The 15,838-nt window shown below is 66.2% G+C and carries 13 protein-coding genes; 8 read left to right on the top strand and 5 right to left on the bottom strand.

The genetic code is table 11. The annotated features are described in order from the left end of the window. Positions 1–41 precede the first annotated feature (41 nt). The 8 genes from BVH73_RS14790 to cobA are packed head-to-tail and all read left to right on the top strand — an operon-like array spanning position 42 to position 10,775. The gene (locus BVH73_RS14790) at positions 42–1,322 is read left to right on the top strand and encodes a CmpA/NrtA family ABC transporter substrate-binding protein (RefSeq protein WP_079419957.1); all 1,281 of its coding nucleotides are present in this window, start codon (positions 42–44) and stop codon (positions 1,320–1,322) included. 27 nt (positions 1,323–1,349) lie between these two features. After that, positions 1,350–2,279 carry a nitrate ABC transporter permease gene (gene ntrB / locus BVH73_RS14785; protein WP_079420693.1) on the top strand — a complete coding sequence of 310 codons (930 nt, stop codon included), beginning with the start codon at positions 1,350–1,352 and terminating at the stop codon, positions 2,277–2,279. A 20-nt stretch (positions 2,280–2,299) separates the two neighbouring features. After that, positions 2,300–3,100 carry an ABC transporter ATP-binding protein gene (locus BVH73_RS14780; protein WP_079419954.1) on the top strand — a complete coding sequence of 267 codons (801 nt, stop codon included), beginning with the start codon at positions 2,300–2,302 and terminating at the stop codon, positions 3,098–3,100. 44 nt (positions 3,101–3,144) lie between these two features. Next, complete coding sequence (gene nirB, locus BVH73_RS14775) at positions 3,145–5,604, top strand: nitrite reductase large subunit NirB (RefSeq protein WP_079420691.1); 2,460 nt, start codon at positions 3,145–3,147, stop codon at positions 5,602–5,604. Further along, positions 5,601–6,005, top strand: coding sequence for a nitrite reductase small subunit NirD (gene nirD, locus BVH73_RS14770; protein WP_079419951.1), 405 nt, complete (start codon positions 5,601–5,603; stop codon positions 6,003–6,005). Before nirB ends, nirD begins: the two co-directional genes overlap by 4 nt. After that, positions 6,005–8,860: a nitrate reductase gene (locus BVH73_RS14765; protein ID WP_245800359.1), complete on the top strand. Its 2,856-nt coding sequence runs from the start codon at positions 6,005–6,007 to the stop codon at positions 8,858–8,860. Before nirD ends, BVH73_RS14765 begins: the two co-directional genes overlap by 1 nt. 33 nt (positions 8,861–8,893) lie before the next feature. Further along, entirely contained in the window at positions 8,894–9,967 is a 1,074-nt protein-coding gene (gene ybiB, locus BVH73_RS14760; RefSeq protein WP_079419949.1) for a DNA-binding protein YbiB, read from the top strand. Beyond that, a complete protein-coding gene (gene cobA / locus BVH73_RS14755) occupies positions 9,951–10,775 on the top strand; it encodes a uroporphyrinogen-III C-methyltransferase (RefSeq protein WP_079419946.1) in 825 nt (274 codons plus the stop codon). Before ybiB ends, cobA begins: the two co-directional genes overlap by 17 nt. Positions 10,776–10,802: 27 nt before the next feature. Here the strand turns inward: cobA and BVH73_RS14750 are convergent, their stop codons facing one another. From BVH73_RS14750 to BVH73_RS14730, 5 genes are all read right to left on the bottom strand, one after another. Next, complete coding sequence (locus BVH73_RS14750) at positions 10,803–11,165, bottom strand: Mpo1-like protein (RefSeq protein WP_079419943.1); 363 nt, start codon at positions 11,163–11,165, stop codon at positions 10,803–10,805. A gap of 57 nt (positions 11,166–11,222) precedes the next feature. Continuing rightward, positions 11,223–12,182: an NAD(P)H-dependent flavin oxidoreductase gene (locus BVH73_RS14745; protein ID WP_079419940.1), complete on the bottom strand. Its 960-nt coding sequence runs from the start codon at positions 12,180–12,182 to the stop codon at positions 11,223–11,225. Position 12,183: 1 nt separating this feature from the next. Beyond that, positions 12,184–13,968 (bottom strand): acyl-CoA dehydrogenase, encoded by a 1,785-nt coding sequence (locus BVH73_RS14740; RefSeq protein ID WP_079419938.1) that lies wholly within the window; start codon positions 13,966–13,968, stop codon positions 12,184–12,186. 97 nt (positions 13,969–14,065) lie between these two features. Further along, on the bottom strand, positions 14,066–14,998 hold the full coding sequence (locus BVH73_RS14735) for an electron transfer flavoprotein subunit alpha/FixB family protein (RefSeq protein WP_079419936.1): 933 nt from the start codon (positions 14,996–14,998) through the stop codon (positions 14,066–14,068). Positions 14,999–15,035: 37 nt separating this feature from the next. Then, positions 15,036–15,785 carry an electron transfer flavoprotein subunit beta/FixA family protein gene (locus BVH73_RS14730; protein WP_079419934.1) on the bottom strand — a complete coding sequence of 250 codons (750 nt, stop codon included), beginning with the start codon at positions 15,783–15,785 and terminating at the stop codon, positions 15,036–15,038. Between the last annotated feature and the right edge of the window lie 53 nt (positions 15,786–15,838).

The following is a 15,838-nucleotide window of genomic DNA, read 5'->3' as shown; positions in this document are numbered from 1 at the left end:
CCGGAGGCTTTTTTTTCGCCCGACTTTTTTCAGGACTTGTCATGCGCCCTCAAGACGACACTACGCCCCAGAGCAACAACCCGGCACAGCCCTTGCGCCGCACCCTCATCAAGTCAGGCGCCGCAGCGGCACTCTCCGGACTGCTTCCCGGTTTGCAACCCGCAACGCGCGCCGCCACTCTGGGAAAACCTGAAATGGAAGAAGTGAAGATCGGATTCATCCCGTTGACCGACTGCGCCCCCGTGGTGATGGCCTCGGTACTCGGCTTCGACAAAAAGTACGGCGTCAAGATCATCCCGAGCAAGCAGGCCTCGTGGGCCGCAGTGCGCGACAACCTGCTCACTGGCGGCATCCACATGGCGCATGCGCTCTACGGCCTGCCCTACGGCGTGCAGCTCGGCGTCGGCGGCCCCAAGCGCGACATGGCCATCCTCATGGGCCTGAACCGAAATGGCCAGGCCATCAGCCTGTCGGACGCGCTGGCCAAGCAGGGCGTCACCACCGGCGAAGCACTGGCCAAGGCCGTGCTCGCCAAGACCCGCACCTTCACCTTCGCCCAGACCTTCCCCACCAGCACCCATGCCATGTGGCTGTACTACTGGCTGGCCACCTACGGCATCAACCCGCTGAAGGACGACAAGGTGATTACCGTGCCGCCGCCGCAAATGGTGGCGAACATGCGCGTGGGATCCATGGACGGTTTCTGCGTTGGCGAGCCGTGGAACGCGGTGGCCATCGCGCAGAAGATCGGCTTCACCGCAGCGACCAGCCAGGACATCTGGCCCGACCACCCCGAGAAGGCGCTGGGCACCACCGCCGAGTTCGTGCAGAAATACCCCAACACCACCAAGGCGGTGATGGCTGCGGTGCTCGAAGCCTGCCAGTGGATCGACGCCTCGCTGGCCAACAAGACCAAGATGGCCAACGTCATCGCCGAGCCGGGCTATGTGAACACCTCGGTGGAAACCATTCTGCCGCGCATCCTCGGACGCTACACCAACGGTCTGGGCAAGAGCTGGGACGACAAGCATCCGATGGCCTTCTATGAAGACGGTCAGGTGAACTACCCCTGGTTGTCCGACGGCATGTGGTTCCTCACCCAGTTCCGTCGCTGGGGCCTGATCAAGACCGACCCCGACTACCTCGCCGTGGCCAAGGCGGTGAACCGTACCGACCTCTACACCGAAGTGGCCACCGCGCTCAAGGTGCCCGTGCCCAAGAACCCGATGCGCACCTCCAAGCTGATCGACGGCGTGATATGGGACGGCAAGGACCCCAAAACCTACGCCCACGGCTTCAAGATCAACGACATGGTGTCGTGAGCCGAACCCGCCATGCAGGAGAACACCATGAACACCGTAGTCCTCCCGACCACCGCGACCTATGACCGCGCCACGCCGACCGACGGCAGCGCAGCCCACGCAGCCGCGGCTGCCGCCGCACACGCTGCGGCGCCTCATCCCAAGGTGCGCCCGGCCACACCACAGGAACGCCAGCGCGCGCGCAATCGTCGCGTGCTGGTGGCTGGGCTCGCCCCGCTACTGGGCCTCGGCCTGTTGCTGTTGCTGTGGGAAATTGCCTCCGAACGCAGCCAGCAGTTCCCCTCGCCGCTGGCCACCTGGATGTCGGCACAGAAGGTGTTCGCCCATCCTTTCTACGATAACGGCCCGAACGACGTGGGCATCGGCTGGAACTTGCTGGCCTCGCTGCAACGCGTGGCCTATGGCTTCGGCCTGGCGGCGCTGGTGGGCATTCCGCTGGGTTTCGCCATCGGCCGCATGCCGTTTCTCAACCGCATGTTCGCACCCATCATCAGCCTGCTGCGGCCTGTGTCTCCGCTGGCCTGGTTGCCGATCGGCCTCTACGTGTTCAGCAATGCCCCGGCGGCGGCGATCTACACCATTTTCATCTGTTCGATCTGGCCGATGATGATCAATACTGCCATCGGCGTGCAGCGCATCCCGGCCGACTACCTGAACGTCGCACGCGTGCTCGATCTCTCCGGCTGGCAGACCTTCACCAAGATCCTGCTGCCTTCGGTCATGCCCTACATGATGACTGGGGTGCGGCTGTCGGTGGGGACGGCCTGGCTGGTCATCGTCGCCGCGGAAATGCTCACCGGCGGTACCGGCATCGGCTTCTGGCTCTGGAACGAGTGGAACAACCTCAACCTCGCCCACATCCTGATCGCCATTCTGGTCATCGGCATCACCGGCATGGCGCTCGAAGGCCTGCTCATGCTGCTGGCCCGCCGCTTCGCCTACGACGAACGCTCCTGAACCCGGAAGAGGAGAACGATATGGAACGCTTTATTTCCGTCGAACAAGTGGACATGGTGTTCGACACCACCCGCGGTCCCTTTCACGCCCTCAAGGGCATCGACCTGGGCATTGCCCGCGGCGAATTCATCAGCCTGATCGGCCATTCCGGCTGCGGCAAGAGCACCCTGCTCAATCTCATCGCCGGGCTCACCCTGCCCAGCGAGGGGGTGCTGCTGTGCGACGGTCGCGAAATCCACGCCCCCGGCCCCGACCGCGCGGTGGTGTTCCAGAACCACTCGCTGCTGCCCTGGCTGAGCTGCTTTGACAACATCCACCTCGGTGTGGCGCGCGTGTTCGGCAAAACCGATGGCAGCGCGCAGTTGCAGGCCCGCACCCTTGCCGCGCTGGAGCTCGTCGGCCTGCCGCACGCCGCGCACAAGAAACCGAGCGAAATCTCCGGCGGCATGAAGCAGCGCGTGGGCATCGCCCGGGCGTTGGCGATGGAGCCCAAGGTGCTGCTGATGGACGAGCCCTTCGGCGCCCTCGACGCGCTCACCCGCGCCAAGCTGCAGGACGAACTGCAGGGCATCGTCGCCAAGAGCGGAGCCACCGTGGTGATGGTGACCCACGACGTGGACGAGGCCGTACTGCTGTCCGACCGCATCATCATGCTGACCAACGGCCCGGCGGCGACCATCGGCGAGATTCTTCACGTCGACCTGCCGCGCCCGCGCGACCGCCTCGCGCTCAGCGAAGACCCGCACTACGCCCACCTGCGCGCCCAGGTTCTGGAGTTTCTCTACAAGCGCCAGGCGCATCCGCAAGCCAAGGCTGCGTGATGGACTCGGCGATGCAAGCTGCCCAGCAACAGGAAACCCGCATCATGAACAAACCCAGACTCGTGCTCATCGGCAACGGCATGGCCGGGGTGCGTGCGCTCGAAGAACTGCTCAAGCTCGACCCCGAGCTGTACGACATCACCGTGTTCGGCGCCGAGCCGCATCCCAACTACAACCGCATTCTGTTGTCACCGGTGCTCGCCGACGAGCAGACGGTGGAGGAGATCATCCTCAACCCGCTGACCTGGTATGCCGACAACGGCATCACCCTGCATACCAGCAAGAAGGTGGTCGAGATCGATCGCATCAAGCGCGTGGTGCGTGCCGACGACGGCACGCAAGCAAAGTATGACCGCCTGCTCATCGCCACCGGCTCGCTGCCCTTCATCCTGCCGGTGCCGGGCAAGGAGCTTCAGGGCGTGATCGCCTATCGCGACATCGCCGACACTGAAACGATGATCGAAGCAGCCAAGGTGCACAAGCACGCGGTGGTCATCGGCGGCGGTTTGCTCGGGCTGGAAGCCGCCAACGGCCTGATGCTTCGGGGCATGGACGTCACGGTGGTGCACATCATGCCCTGGCTGATGGAACGCCAGCTCGACGAGGTGGCGGGCAAGCTGCTGCAGAAATCGCTGGAGGATCGCGGCCTCAAGTTCCTCATGGGCGCGCAGACCCAGGCCTTGCTGAGCAACGACCAAGGCCGCGTGTGCGCAGTGCAGTTCAAGGATGGCAGGAAGATTCCCGCCGATCTGGTGGTGATGGCCGCGGGCATCCGCCCCAACACCGCCCTGGCCGAAAGTGCGGGCATCCACTGCAACCGCGGCATCGTGGTCACGGACACCCTGCAGACCGTGACCGACCCGCGGATCTACGCCGTGGGCGAATGCGCCGCGCATCGTGGCATCGCCTACGGCCTGGTGGCGCCGCTGTTCGAGCAGGGCAAGGTGGCGGCCAACCATCTGGCGCAGATGGGCATCGGCCGCTACACCGGCAGCCAGACCAGCACCAAGCTCAAGGTGACGGGCATCGACCTGTTCTCCGCGGGCGACTTCATGGGCGGCGAGGGCTGCGAAGACATCGTGCTGTCCGACCCCTTTTCCGGCGTCTACAAGCGGCTGGTGGTGAAGGGCGACAAGCTGGTCGGCGCCTGCCTCTATGGCGACACAGTGGACGGCTCCTGGTACTTCAAGCTGTTGCGCGAAGGCCGCAAGGTACACGACATCCGCGACAAGTTGATGTTCGGCGAAAGCCACCTCGGCGATGCCGGCCACCAGGGTCAGAGCAAGGCGCAACTCATGGCCGACGCCGACGAGGTCTGCGGCTGCAACGGCGTGAACAAAGGGGCCATCTGCAAGGCCATCAAGGACAAGGGCCTGTTCACCCTGGAAGAAGTGCGCAAGCACACCAAGGCCAGCGCGAGCTGCGGCTCGTGCACCGGTCTGGTCGAGCAGATCCTGATGTTCACCGCGGGTGGCGACTACTCGGCCGCGCCGAAGAAAAAGGCGATGTGCGGCTGCACCGACTCCAGCCACCAGGACGTGCGCGACGCCATCCGCGAGCAGCATCTGTTGAGCATTCCCGAGGTCTACGCCAAGCTCGGCTGGCGCACGCCCAACGGCTGCTCGTCATGCCGCCCCGCGGTCAACTACTACCTCATCTCCACCTGGCCGCACGAGGCGAAGGACGACCCGCAGAGTCGCTTCATTAACGAGCGCAGTCACGCCAATATCCAGAAGAACGGCACCTACTCGGTAATTCCGCGCATGTGGGGCGGCGAGACCTCGGCTGCCGAACTGCGCCGCATCGCCGACGTGGTGGACCAGTTCAACATCCCCACGGTCAAGGTCACGGGTGGCCAGCGCATCGACCTGCTCGGGGTGAAGAAGGAAGACCTTCAGGCGGTGTGGAACGCCATCGGCATGCCCAGCGGCCATGCCTACGCCAAGGCGCTGCGCACGGTGAAAACCTGCGTGGGCAGCGAGTGGTGCCGCTTCGGCACCCAGGACAGCACCGCAATGGGCAAGGCGCTGGAGCGCGCCACCTGGCGCATGTACGCGCCGCACAAGGTGAAGTACGCGGTGAGCGGCTGCCCGCGCAACTGTGCCGAGGCCGGCATCAAGGACGTGGGCATTATCGGCGTCGATTCCGGGTGGGAGATGTATGTGGCGGGCAACGGCGGCATCAAGACCGAGGTCGCGCAGTTCCTGGTCAAGCTCAAGACCGCCGACGAGGTGCTCGAATACACCGGCGCCTTCACCCAGCTCTACCGTGAGGAAGGCTGGTATCTGGAGCGTACTGTGCACTATGTGGCGCGCGTCGGCCTCGACTATGTGAAGCAGCGCATCGTCGACGATGCCGAAGGCCGCAAGGCGCTGTGGGAGCGGCTGCAGTTCGCGCTGCAAGGCGAGCCCGACCCGTGGTCCGACATCGACAAGGCACAGGTCGATACCCGCCAATTCATCCCCATCGTTCCGGCGGCCACCACCTCAGGAGTGTCGGCATGAACGCACCCCGCAATACAGAGTTCATCTGGACCGCGGTGTGCGCCGTGGCCGACATCCCCTCGCTGGGCGCACGCCGCGTGCGCCGCACGGACGGCGCGGACATTGCGCTGTTCCGCGCCGAGTCCGATCGCATCTACGCCCTGCTCGACCGCTGCCCGCACAAAGGCGGGCCGCTGAGCCAGGGCATCGTGTTTGGCGAATCAGTGGCCTGCCCGCTGCACAACTGGACCATCCGCCTTCATGACGGCCACGCCCAGGCGCCCGACGAGGGCTGCACTCCAGCCTTCGCCGTGAAGCTAGAAGACGGCCAGGTGTATCTGCGCAGCGACCAGTTGCTGGCGCCGATTGCCGCGCTGAAGACCGCAAGCTGCGATGGTGCAGCCTGCTCGGACGCCGCGTGATGAGCGCCGCCGACCTGCCCGCGGAATCCATCGCCATCGTGCCCGAGGGCGCGGTGCGCGAAACCCGATCGACCTGCCCTTATTGCGGCGTGGGCTGCGGGGTCATCATCCAGAGCCAGGGCGGCCGCATCGCCGGTGTGCGCGGCGACCCCGACCATCCGGCCAACTACGGCAAGCTCTGCACCAAGGGTGGGGCACTGCACTGGAGCGCGAAGCCGGAACTGCTGCCGCAAGTGCGCGCGCTGCGCCCCGAGCTGCGCACGCAGCGCGATGCATCGCGCCAGCCCGTGCGCTGGGATCAGGCGTTGGATCACGCCGCACAGCGCTTCGCCGCGATCATCGCCGAACACGGCCCCGACAGTGTCGGCTTCTATATCTCAGGTCAGTTGCTGACCGAGGACTACTACGTCTTCAACAAACTGGCCAAGGGTCTGATCGGCACCAACAATGTCGACACCAACTCGCGCGTCTGCATGAGCAGCGCGGTGGCCGGCTACAAGGTCACGCTGGGCGCCGACTCTCCGCCCTGCAGCTACGACGACATAGACTCCGCCGCCAGCCTGTTCCTCGTCGGCAGCAACGCCGCGTGGTCGCACCCCATCGCCTTCCGCCGCATCGAAAAAGCCAAGGCCAAACGGCCGGACCTGCGCATCGTGGTCATCGACCCGCGCCGCACCGAAACCGCCGAACTCGCCGACCTGCACCTGCAACTCCTGCCCGGGACCGACGTGGCGCTGTTTCACGCCATGCTGCACGTGATGATCTGGGAAAACCTGATCGACCCCGGCTACATCGCTGCCCACACAACGGGCTACGCCATGTTGCGCGAGCTGGTGCGCGACATGAGCCCGGCGGTAGCCGCCAACCTCTGCGGCCTGCAGGCGCAGGACATCGTCACCGCCGCGCGCTGGTTCGCGCTCGGCGCGCCGAGGGCCACGGTGGACACGCGCCAAGCCACGCTGTCGATGTACTGCCAGGGCCTGAACCAGTCCAGCAGCGGCACGGCGAAAAACGCCGGGCTGATCAACCTGCATCTGGCCTGCGGCCAGATCGGCAAGCCCGGCGCCGGGCCGTTCTCGCTCACCGGCCAGCCCAACGCCATGGGCGGACGCGAAGTCGGCGGCATGGCCAATCTGCTGTCCGCCCACCGCGACCTCGCCAACCCGACGCACCGCGACGAAGTCGCCAAACTCTGGGGCGTAGCCGACGTGCCTGCGGTGCGCGGCAAGACCGCCGTCGAGATGTTCCAGGCCGCGGCCGACGGCGAGGTCAAGGCGCTGTGGATCGCCTGCACCAACCCGGCGCAGTCGCTGCCCGACCAGGCGCTGATCCGCCGCGCGCTGGAACACACCGAGTTCGTCGTGGTGCAGGAGGCCTACACCACCGCGGCCACCGTGCCCTATGCCGACGTGCTGCTGCCTGCCACCACCTGGGGCGAAAAGTGCGGCACGGTGACCAACTCCGAGCGCCGCATCAGCCGTGTGCGCGCCGCTACCGCCGCCCCCGGCGAAGCACGCGACGACTGGGCCATCGCCGTGGACTTCGCCCACCGCCTCGAAACCCTGCTGCCTGATCGGTTGAACGGCCAGCTCACACTGTTTCCCTACCTCACGCCCGAAGCGGTGTGGAACGAGCACCGCGAAAGCACCCGCGGCCGCGACCTCGACATCACCGGCCTGAGCTGGGCCACGCTTGAGCGCGACGGCCCGCAGCAATGGCCCTACCCCGAAGGGGAAAGCAATGGCCGCCTCCGGTTGTACGAAGACTGCGTTTTCCCCACCGCCGACTGCCGCGCCAAATTCTTCGCCCAGCCCTTCAAGCCGGTGGCCGAGCCCTGCGATGCGCGTTACCCCATCGCTCTAACCACCGGCCGCCTGCGCGACCAATGGCACGGCATGAGCCGCACCGGCTCGGTACCGCGGCTGTTCAGCCACGCCCCCGAACCCTGCATCGACCTGCACCCCAGCGAACTCGCGCGACGCGGCCTGAGCGATGGCGAACTACTTCGCGTGGCCTCGCGCCGTGGCGACCTGGTGCTGCCCGCTCGCGCCACCAATACCGTACGCCCCGGCCAGGCCTTCATCGCCATGCACTGGGGCGCCGAATACCTCGCCGGGCGGAACGCCGAGGGCGTGCCGCGGCTGGGCGTCAACGGCCTCACCCAGCCGGTCATCGACCCCTACTCCTTCCAGCCCGAACTCAAGCACAGCGCGGTGCGTGTGGAAGCCGCCAACCTGTCCTGGCACCTCGCCGCCTTCGGCTGGATGCACGAGGCCAGTGCCCAGGCCCTGCGCGCCACGCTGATGCAGGAACTCGCCACCCTGCCCTTCGTCGCCTGCGTGCCCTTCGGCCGCGAGCGTACCGGTCTGCTGCTGCGCGCCGCGGCGCGCGGCGCGCCCGACGCCGCGCTGCTGACACACATTGAGGCGCACTTCGGCGTGCAGGGCGACGCCGCGCTGCATTACGCCGACCCCGGACGCAGCGTGCGCCGCGCCGTGCGGCTGCACGGCGAACAAATCGGCGCCGCGCTGCTCGCCGGCCCTGCCGACAGCGTGGTAGCGCAAGGCTGGTTGCGCGAACTGCTGCAAAGCGAGACCAGCGCCAAGCCCTACGGCCGCTGGTTGCTGCTGCCCTCCACCACGCCGCCATCCAATCTGCCCAGCCCCGGCCACCAGGTATGCAACTGCTTCGATGTCTCGCAAAGCCAGATCGATGCCCTGATGTCCACCCTGGAAGGCGACGCCGACGCCCAACTCGTCTCTCTCCAGAAGCAACTCAAGTGCGGCACCAACTGCGGCTCCTGCCTGCCGGAGTTGCGCCGCATCGTGCGTGAGCGCGCACAGGTTCCAGCCTGATTCTTGCGTCACTGATGCCAAGGAGCATCCATCATGTTTCACGCAGCCATCCAACATCCCGTTGTCCTGCAAACAGGGCCGGGCCGGTTCAACCCAGAGGCCGTCTCGCTGCTGCGCACGCTGGGCCGCGGCGCGGCGGGCAGCCGCAGCATCAATCTGGAGCAGGCGCGCACCTTGATGGGCTGGCTACTGCGGCGCGAACTCTCCGACGCCCAGATCGGCGGCCTGCTACTGGCCCTGCGGATGAAGGGTGAAAGCGCTGATGAGCTCGAAGGCTTCACCCGCGCCGTCCGCGACAGCCTGCCGCCGATGAAGGTGAAAACCCGCCGCCCGGTCGTGGTCATCCCCAGCGCCAACGGCGCGCGCCGACTGCCCAACCAGTTGCCCTTGCTCGCCACCTTGCTCAGCGAACAGGGCATGCCCGTCCTGGTGATCGACGCGGCCACCCAGGAGCCCGGACGCCTGCCCACGGCAGCGCTGTGGCGTGCGCTGGGCCTGCACATCGCCACCAGCACCGAGCAGGCCGAACATTGGCTAGAACAGAACGAGCCAGTGTTGCTACCGCTGTCCGCACTCAGCCCGGCACTCGACCGCCTGCTGCAATGGCGCCAGGTGCTGGGTGTGCGCAACGGTGGGCATTCGGTGGTCAAGATGCTCAACCCGCTGCAGTCGCCCAGCCTGCTGGTCACCGCCTACACACACCCGGAATATGCCCAATTGATGCAGCAAGTGCTGCAGGCGCTACTCCAACCCGCGCTGCTGCTGCGCGGCTGCGAGGGCGAGGCCGTGGCCCATCCCCACCGTGATACCGAGCGCCTTGGCCTGCATGCCGACGGCACGGTGCAGACCTGGTCCGCTGGCGCGGCGATCACGCCGCCTTCGCACTTACCCGACGGCCTCGACCTGCACGCCTGCGCCGAATGGAACCATGCGGTGCTCGACGGCTATCTGCCCCCACCGGAAACCCTGGGACGGCAAGTCGCCCACATTCGCGCCCTGTGCGAAGCCATCACCCAGACGACGGCGACGGCCAGTTCCTCTGCGCTCGCTGCGCGACCCACCCTTTTCGACCTGCCCGCTCCCACTCGCCATGCACAAGTCTTCTGAAGCCCTGCTGCCCATGGTTCATCTCGTCGGCGCTGGCCCGGGCGATCCGGAACTGCTCACCCTCAAGGCGGTGCGTGTGCTGCAGCAAGCCACGGTGGCGCTGGTCGATGACCTGGCGAACCCCGGCTGTCTGGCGCACCTCGGCGTCGACTGCCGCGTCATCCCCGTAGGCAAGCGCGGCGGCTGCGCAAGCACGCCACAAGCGTTCATCGAACGCCTGATGGTGAGCGAGGCGCTGCGCGGCGAGCGCGTCGTGCGCCTCAAAGGCGGCGATCCGCTGGTATTCGGCCGAGCCGGCGAGGAAATCGCGGCGCTGCGTGCTGCCAACGTGCACGTCGAGATCGTTCCGGGTATCACCGCCGGTGTGGCCGCGGCTGCGGCCGTCGGCGTGTCGCTCACCCATCGGCGCCATGCGCCGGGCGTGGCCCTGGTGACGGGTCATCGTCAACCTGGCGGCAGTCCGCCCAATTGGGAGGCGCTGGCCCAGTCCGGTCTGACGCTGGTGATTTACATGGGAGTGGCCGAAGCCTCGACCCTCGAATCCGGCTTGTTGGAAGGCGGCCTTTCAGCCGGCACGCCGGTACTGCTGGTCCAGGGTGCGAGCAGCCCACAGGAGCGTCGCATCGCCACGCGGCTGGGCACGCTCTGCCGCGCGATACACGACGAACAAGTGGGTTCCCCCTGCGTCATGCTGATCGGCGAGGCCATGCAGGTGGCCTTGTCCAGCCTGCCGGAATGGTCTGACACCTTGCCGCCACAAAAGGCTGCAGACGTGGGAGAAGCCCGATGGCGCAAGGTGGCTGTTTGATCTGCCGTGCGGGCGGCCGTGTCCCGCCTACTTGATTCTCCGCGTCAGCGTCTGCCACCACATCACCCAGTCCCCCATCAGGCTGAACAGCGGACGTTTGAAGGTGGCCGGCCGGTTGCGTTCGACGAAAAAATGCCCCACCCAGGCGAAGGCATAACCGCAGACCAAGGCTGCGGGAAACCACCAGAGATCGCCCGTGAACAGCAGAAAAAACAGACAGATCAGCGCCAGGGTCGAGCCGATGAAATGCAGTTTGCGATTGCGCGGCTGGCGGTGCTCGGCCAGATACAGCGGGTAGAACTCGGCAAAGGTCTTGGCCCGGGCAAGTCGTTCAGGGTCAGGAGGACGGTCGGCAATCGCCTGGGATGAAATAGGGTGATGCGCACGCATGGCTCGCCTCCGGTCTGTCGTGGCTGACCTATTCACTATAGGCGACGCTTCGAAGCCTCAGGCGCCGCACAGACGCGCTCTGGCCGTCTGGTACTCCTGCTGCCATCGTTTCACCATTTCGGCTGCCGACTGCACCTGGGTCACCGCGCCGATGCCTTGACCGCAGCCCCAGATGTCTTTCCAGGCCTTGGCGCCGCCGATGGCTGCGGCGAAATCCATCTTGGTCGGATCACCTTCCGGCAAATGATCGGGGTCCATGCCCGATGCGGCAATGGAGCCGCGCAGATAGTTGCCATGCACGCCGGTGAAGAGGCTGGAATAGACGATGTCCTGCGCATGGCTGGAGACGATCATGTCCTTGTAAGCCGCCACGGCCCGCGCTTCCTCAGTGGCAATGAAGGCACTGCCGATATAGGCCAGATCGGCGCCCATGGCCTGCGCGGCCAACACCGAATCACCACGGGCGATGGCGCCCGACAGCACGAGGGGGCCGTCGAACCACTGCCGCGTCTCCTGCACCAGCGCGAAGGGCGACTGCGTGCCGGCATGGCCCCCCGCCCCCGCGGCGACAAGAATCAGGCCGTCCGCGCCCTTCTCCACCGCTTTGTGGGCAAAGGTCTGGTTGATTACGTCGTGGAGCACGATGCCGCCCCAGCCGTGCACGCCCTGATTCACCTCAGGCCGGGCGCCGAGCGAGGTGATGACGATGGGCACCTTGTATTTGGCGCAGAGCACCATGTCCTGCTCCAACCGGTCGTTGCTGCGATGGACGATCTGGTTCACTGCAAAGGGCGCCGCCGGTTGATCGGGATGGGCCGTATTCCACGCGGCCAATGCCTCGGTGATTTCCGCCAGCCATTCGTCGAGCTGCGACGCTGGCCGCGCATTCAGCGCCGGAAAGCTGCCCACGACGCCCGCGGTGCACTGGGCGATGACCAGTTTGGGGTTGGAGATGATGAACAACGGCGAACCGATGACCGGCAGCCGCAGCTTGGACAGGATTGCGGGCAGTGCCATCTCAGAAGGCCTCCACTGGCAGAGCCATCACGCTTTCGGCACCGCTCAGCGCGGCATCGCGCAGGGCACCGCAACGCGGCAGGATGTGGCTGCAATAGAAAGCCGCGGTCGCGCGCTTGGCGCTGGCGAAGCCGGCATCGTCGGCCGGCAGTTCGGCCGTCGCCAGCCAGCTCTGTCCCATTTGCCATCCGACCATCAGATTGCCGGCCAGCATGAGGTAAGGCACGCTGGCGGCAAAGGCGGCGTTCGGGTCGGCCTTGCCGCGCTCGGCCACGAAACGCACCACGGCTTCGTAGGCTTCGCGCGCCGCAGCCAACTGCCTGGCCATGCCCTCGGCCTGCCCATCCCCCGTGGCCATCAACGCGGCCTCGGTCTTGCCCACGCGCGACGCAAACTGCAAGGCCAGCGCGCCGCCGTCGCGCAATGTCTTGCGACCCACCAGGTCGTTGGCCTGAATGGCCGTCGTGCCTTCGTAAATGGTCAGAATGCGCGCATCGCGATAGTGCTGGGCGGCCCCTGTTTCCTCGATGAAGCCCATGCCGCCATGCACCTGCACGCCCAGGCTGGCCACCTCGATGCTCATCTCGGTCGAATAGCCCTTCACCAGCGGCACGAGAAACTCGTAGGCCGCCTGATGCGCGGCACGCTGACCCGCATCCGGGTGGGCGTGGCCCACGTCGTGCAGGCTGGCGGCCACCAGCGCCAGGGCGCGGCTGCCTTCGGTCAGCGCCCGCATGGTCATGAGCATGCGACGCACGTCCGGGTGGTGAATGATGGCCACGGCCTGCGCGGCGCTGCCGTCCACCGGGCGGGACTGCACGCGGTCCTTCGCGTACGCGGCGGCCTGCTGATAGGCGCGCTCGGCCACCGCGATGCCCTGCACGCCCACCGCGTAGCGGGCGGCGTTCATCATGATGAACATGTATTCCAGCCCGCGATTGGCCTCGCCGATCAGTTCACCGATGGCGCCCGCCCCGACCTCGCCTTTGCCGTCGCCATACACCAGCACCGCGGTCGGGCTGGCCTTGATGCCCAGCTTGTGTTCGATGGAGGCGCACCACACGTCGTTGCGACGGCCGTCCTCGAGCACCTTGGGCACGATGAACAGCGAAATGCCTTTCACACCCGCCGGCGCATCAGGCAGGCGCGCCAACACCAGGTGGACGATGTTGTCCGCCATGTCGTGCTCACCGTAGGTGATGAAGATCTTCTGCCCGAAGATGCGATAGGTGCCGTCGCCTTGCGGCTCGGCGCGGCTGCGCACCAGCGCCAGATCCGAGCCCGCCTGAGGCTCGGTGAGATTCATGGTGCCGGTCCACTCGCCGGAGATCAGCCTGGGGATGTAGCGCTGTTTCTGCGCGTCGCTGCCTGCGGTGAGCAGCGCCTCGATGGCACCATCGGACAACAGCGGGCACAGCGCAAAGCTCAGGTTGGCGCTGTTGAGCATCTCGGTACAGGCGGCGGAAAGGCTCTTGGGGAGACCCTGGCCACCGAAATCGGCCGGGTGCGACAAACCCTGCCATCCGGCCTCGACAAACTGACGGAACGCTTGCTTGAACCCCGGGGTGGTCGTCACCTTGCCATCGGCCCAGATGCTCGGCTTGAGATCGCCCTCGCGATTCAGCGGCGCGACCACGTCACGGTTGAACTTGCCGCACTCCTGCAGAACCGCCGCCGCCGTGTCGGGGGTGGCGTCCTCGAAGCCCGGAAGTCCGGAGATGGACTCCAGTCCAGCAAGATGCTCGAGGTCGAACATCATGTCGCGAATCGGGGCGGTATAGCTCATGCGAGTCTCCGTATGGGGTTGGGAATCGGCCGTCTTCGCGGCCGTCAGACAGGCCGTACAGACGGCCTGATGAGGGTGAACGGGCTGGCCCGAAGCCTCAGATCTGCTTGACCATCTCGGGCACGGCGGTGAACAGGTCGGCCACCAGTCCGTAATCGGCCACGCCGAAGATCGGTGCCTCCTCATCCTTGTTGATGGCAACGATGACCTTGCTGTCCTTCATGCCGGCCAGATGCTGGATGGCGCCGGAAATGCCCACGGCCACATAGAGCTGCGGCGCGACGATCTTGCCGGTCTGGCCGACCTGCCAGTCGTTCGGGGCGTAGCCCGCATCCACTGCGGCGCGGCTGGCCCCCATCGCCGCGCCGAGCGCGTCGGCCAGCGGGGTCATCACGGCGTCGAAGTTCTCCTTGCTGCCCAAACCGCGGCCGCCGGAGACGACGATCTTCGCGGCGGTGAGCTCCGGTCGTTCGCTCTTGGTGGTTTCGCGCCCGACCAGACTGGACAGGCCCGCGTCGGCTACGGCGTCGACCTCGACGATCTCGGCGGTCCCGCCGCTTGCCGCGACCGGGTCGAAACCCGTGGTGCGCACGGTGATCACCAGGGTCTTGTCGCTGCTCTGCACCGTGGCAATGGCATTGCCGGCGTAGATGGGGCGATCGAAGGTGTCGGGACCGTGCACATGGATGATGTCGGACACCTGGGCCACGTCGAGCAGGGCCGCAACGCGCGGCGCAATGTTCTTGCCGAAGGCCGTCGCCGGCGCCAGGATGTGGGTGTAGGACGACGCCAGCGCCAACACTTGCGCCGCCGTGGTTTCGGCCAGGCCCTCGGCCAGTTGCGGCGCGTCGGCGCACAGCACCTTGCTCACGCCAAACACCTGCGCCGCGGCCTGAGCGACACCGCCGCAGTTGTGACCGGCGACAAGCACATGCACTTGCGGGTTGCAGAACAGGGCGGCAGCAATCGTGTTGAGGGTGGCGGGCTTGAGCCCGTGGTTGTCGTGTTCGGCGATGACGAGTGCGGTCATGGAATGGTCCTTGAATGATGAGACTTGGAGCGGCGGCTCAGATGACCTTGGCTTCGGTCTTCAGACGGGCGACCAACGTGGCCACGTCGGGCACCTTGACACCGGCCCCGCGCTTGGGCGGCTCGGCGACCTTCAGCGTCTTCAGGCGCGGGCTCACCTCCACGCCGAGCTCCTCGGGCTTGAGGGTATCGAGAGGCTTCTTTTTCGCCTTCATGATGTTGGGCAGCGTGACATAGCGCGGCTCGTTCAGACGCAGATCCGTGGTGATGACCGCGGGCAGTTTGACCGCGATCGTCTCCAGCCCGCCGTCCACCTCGCGCGTGACCTTCGCCTGAGTGCCGTCGAGCTCGACCTTGGAGGCAAAAGTGGCCTGCGACCAGCCCATCAGCGCGGCCAGCATCTGTCCGGTCTGGTTGGCATCGTCGTCGATGGCCTGTTTGCCCAGAATGATCAGTTGAACGCCTTCCTTCTCGACCACGGCCTTGAGCAGCTTGGCAACCGCAAGGGGCTGGAGCTCGGCCGCGGTCTCGACCAGCACGGCACGGTCCGCGCCAATCGCCATGGCCGTGCGCAACGTCTCGCCGCAGGCCGCAGCGCCGCAGCTCACCGCGACAATCTCCGACACGGTGCCCTGCTCCTTGAGACGGACGGCCTCTTCCACCGCGATCTCGTCGAACGGATTCATGCTCATCTTCACGCCGGCGGTGTCAACTCCGCTGCCATCGGACTTGACCCGGACCTTGACGTTGTAATCCACCACGCGCTTGACCGCGACCAGCACTTTCATGCAATGACTCCATTGGGTTTGTTGTGTGGCGTCAGTATAGGCAGCGCACTGTC

It is taken from the genome of Thiomonas intermedia, from assembly GCF_002028405.1.
GTDB classification, from domain to species: Bacteria; Pseudomonadota; Gammaproteobacteria; order Burkholderiales; family Burkholderiaceae_C; genus Thiomonas; species Thiomonas intermedia.
This window is presented reverse-complemented; position numbering and strand designations above follow the sequence as displayed.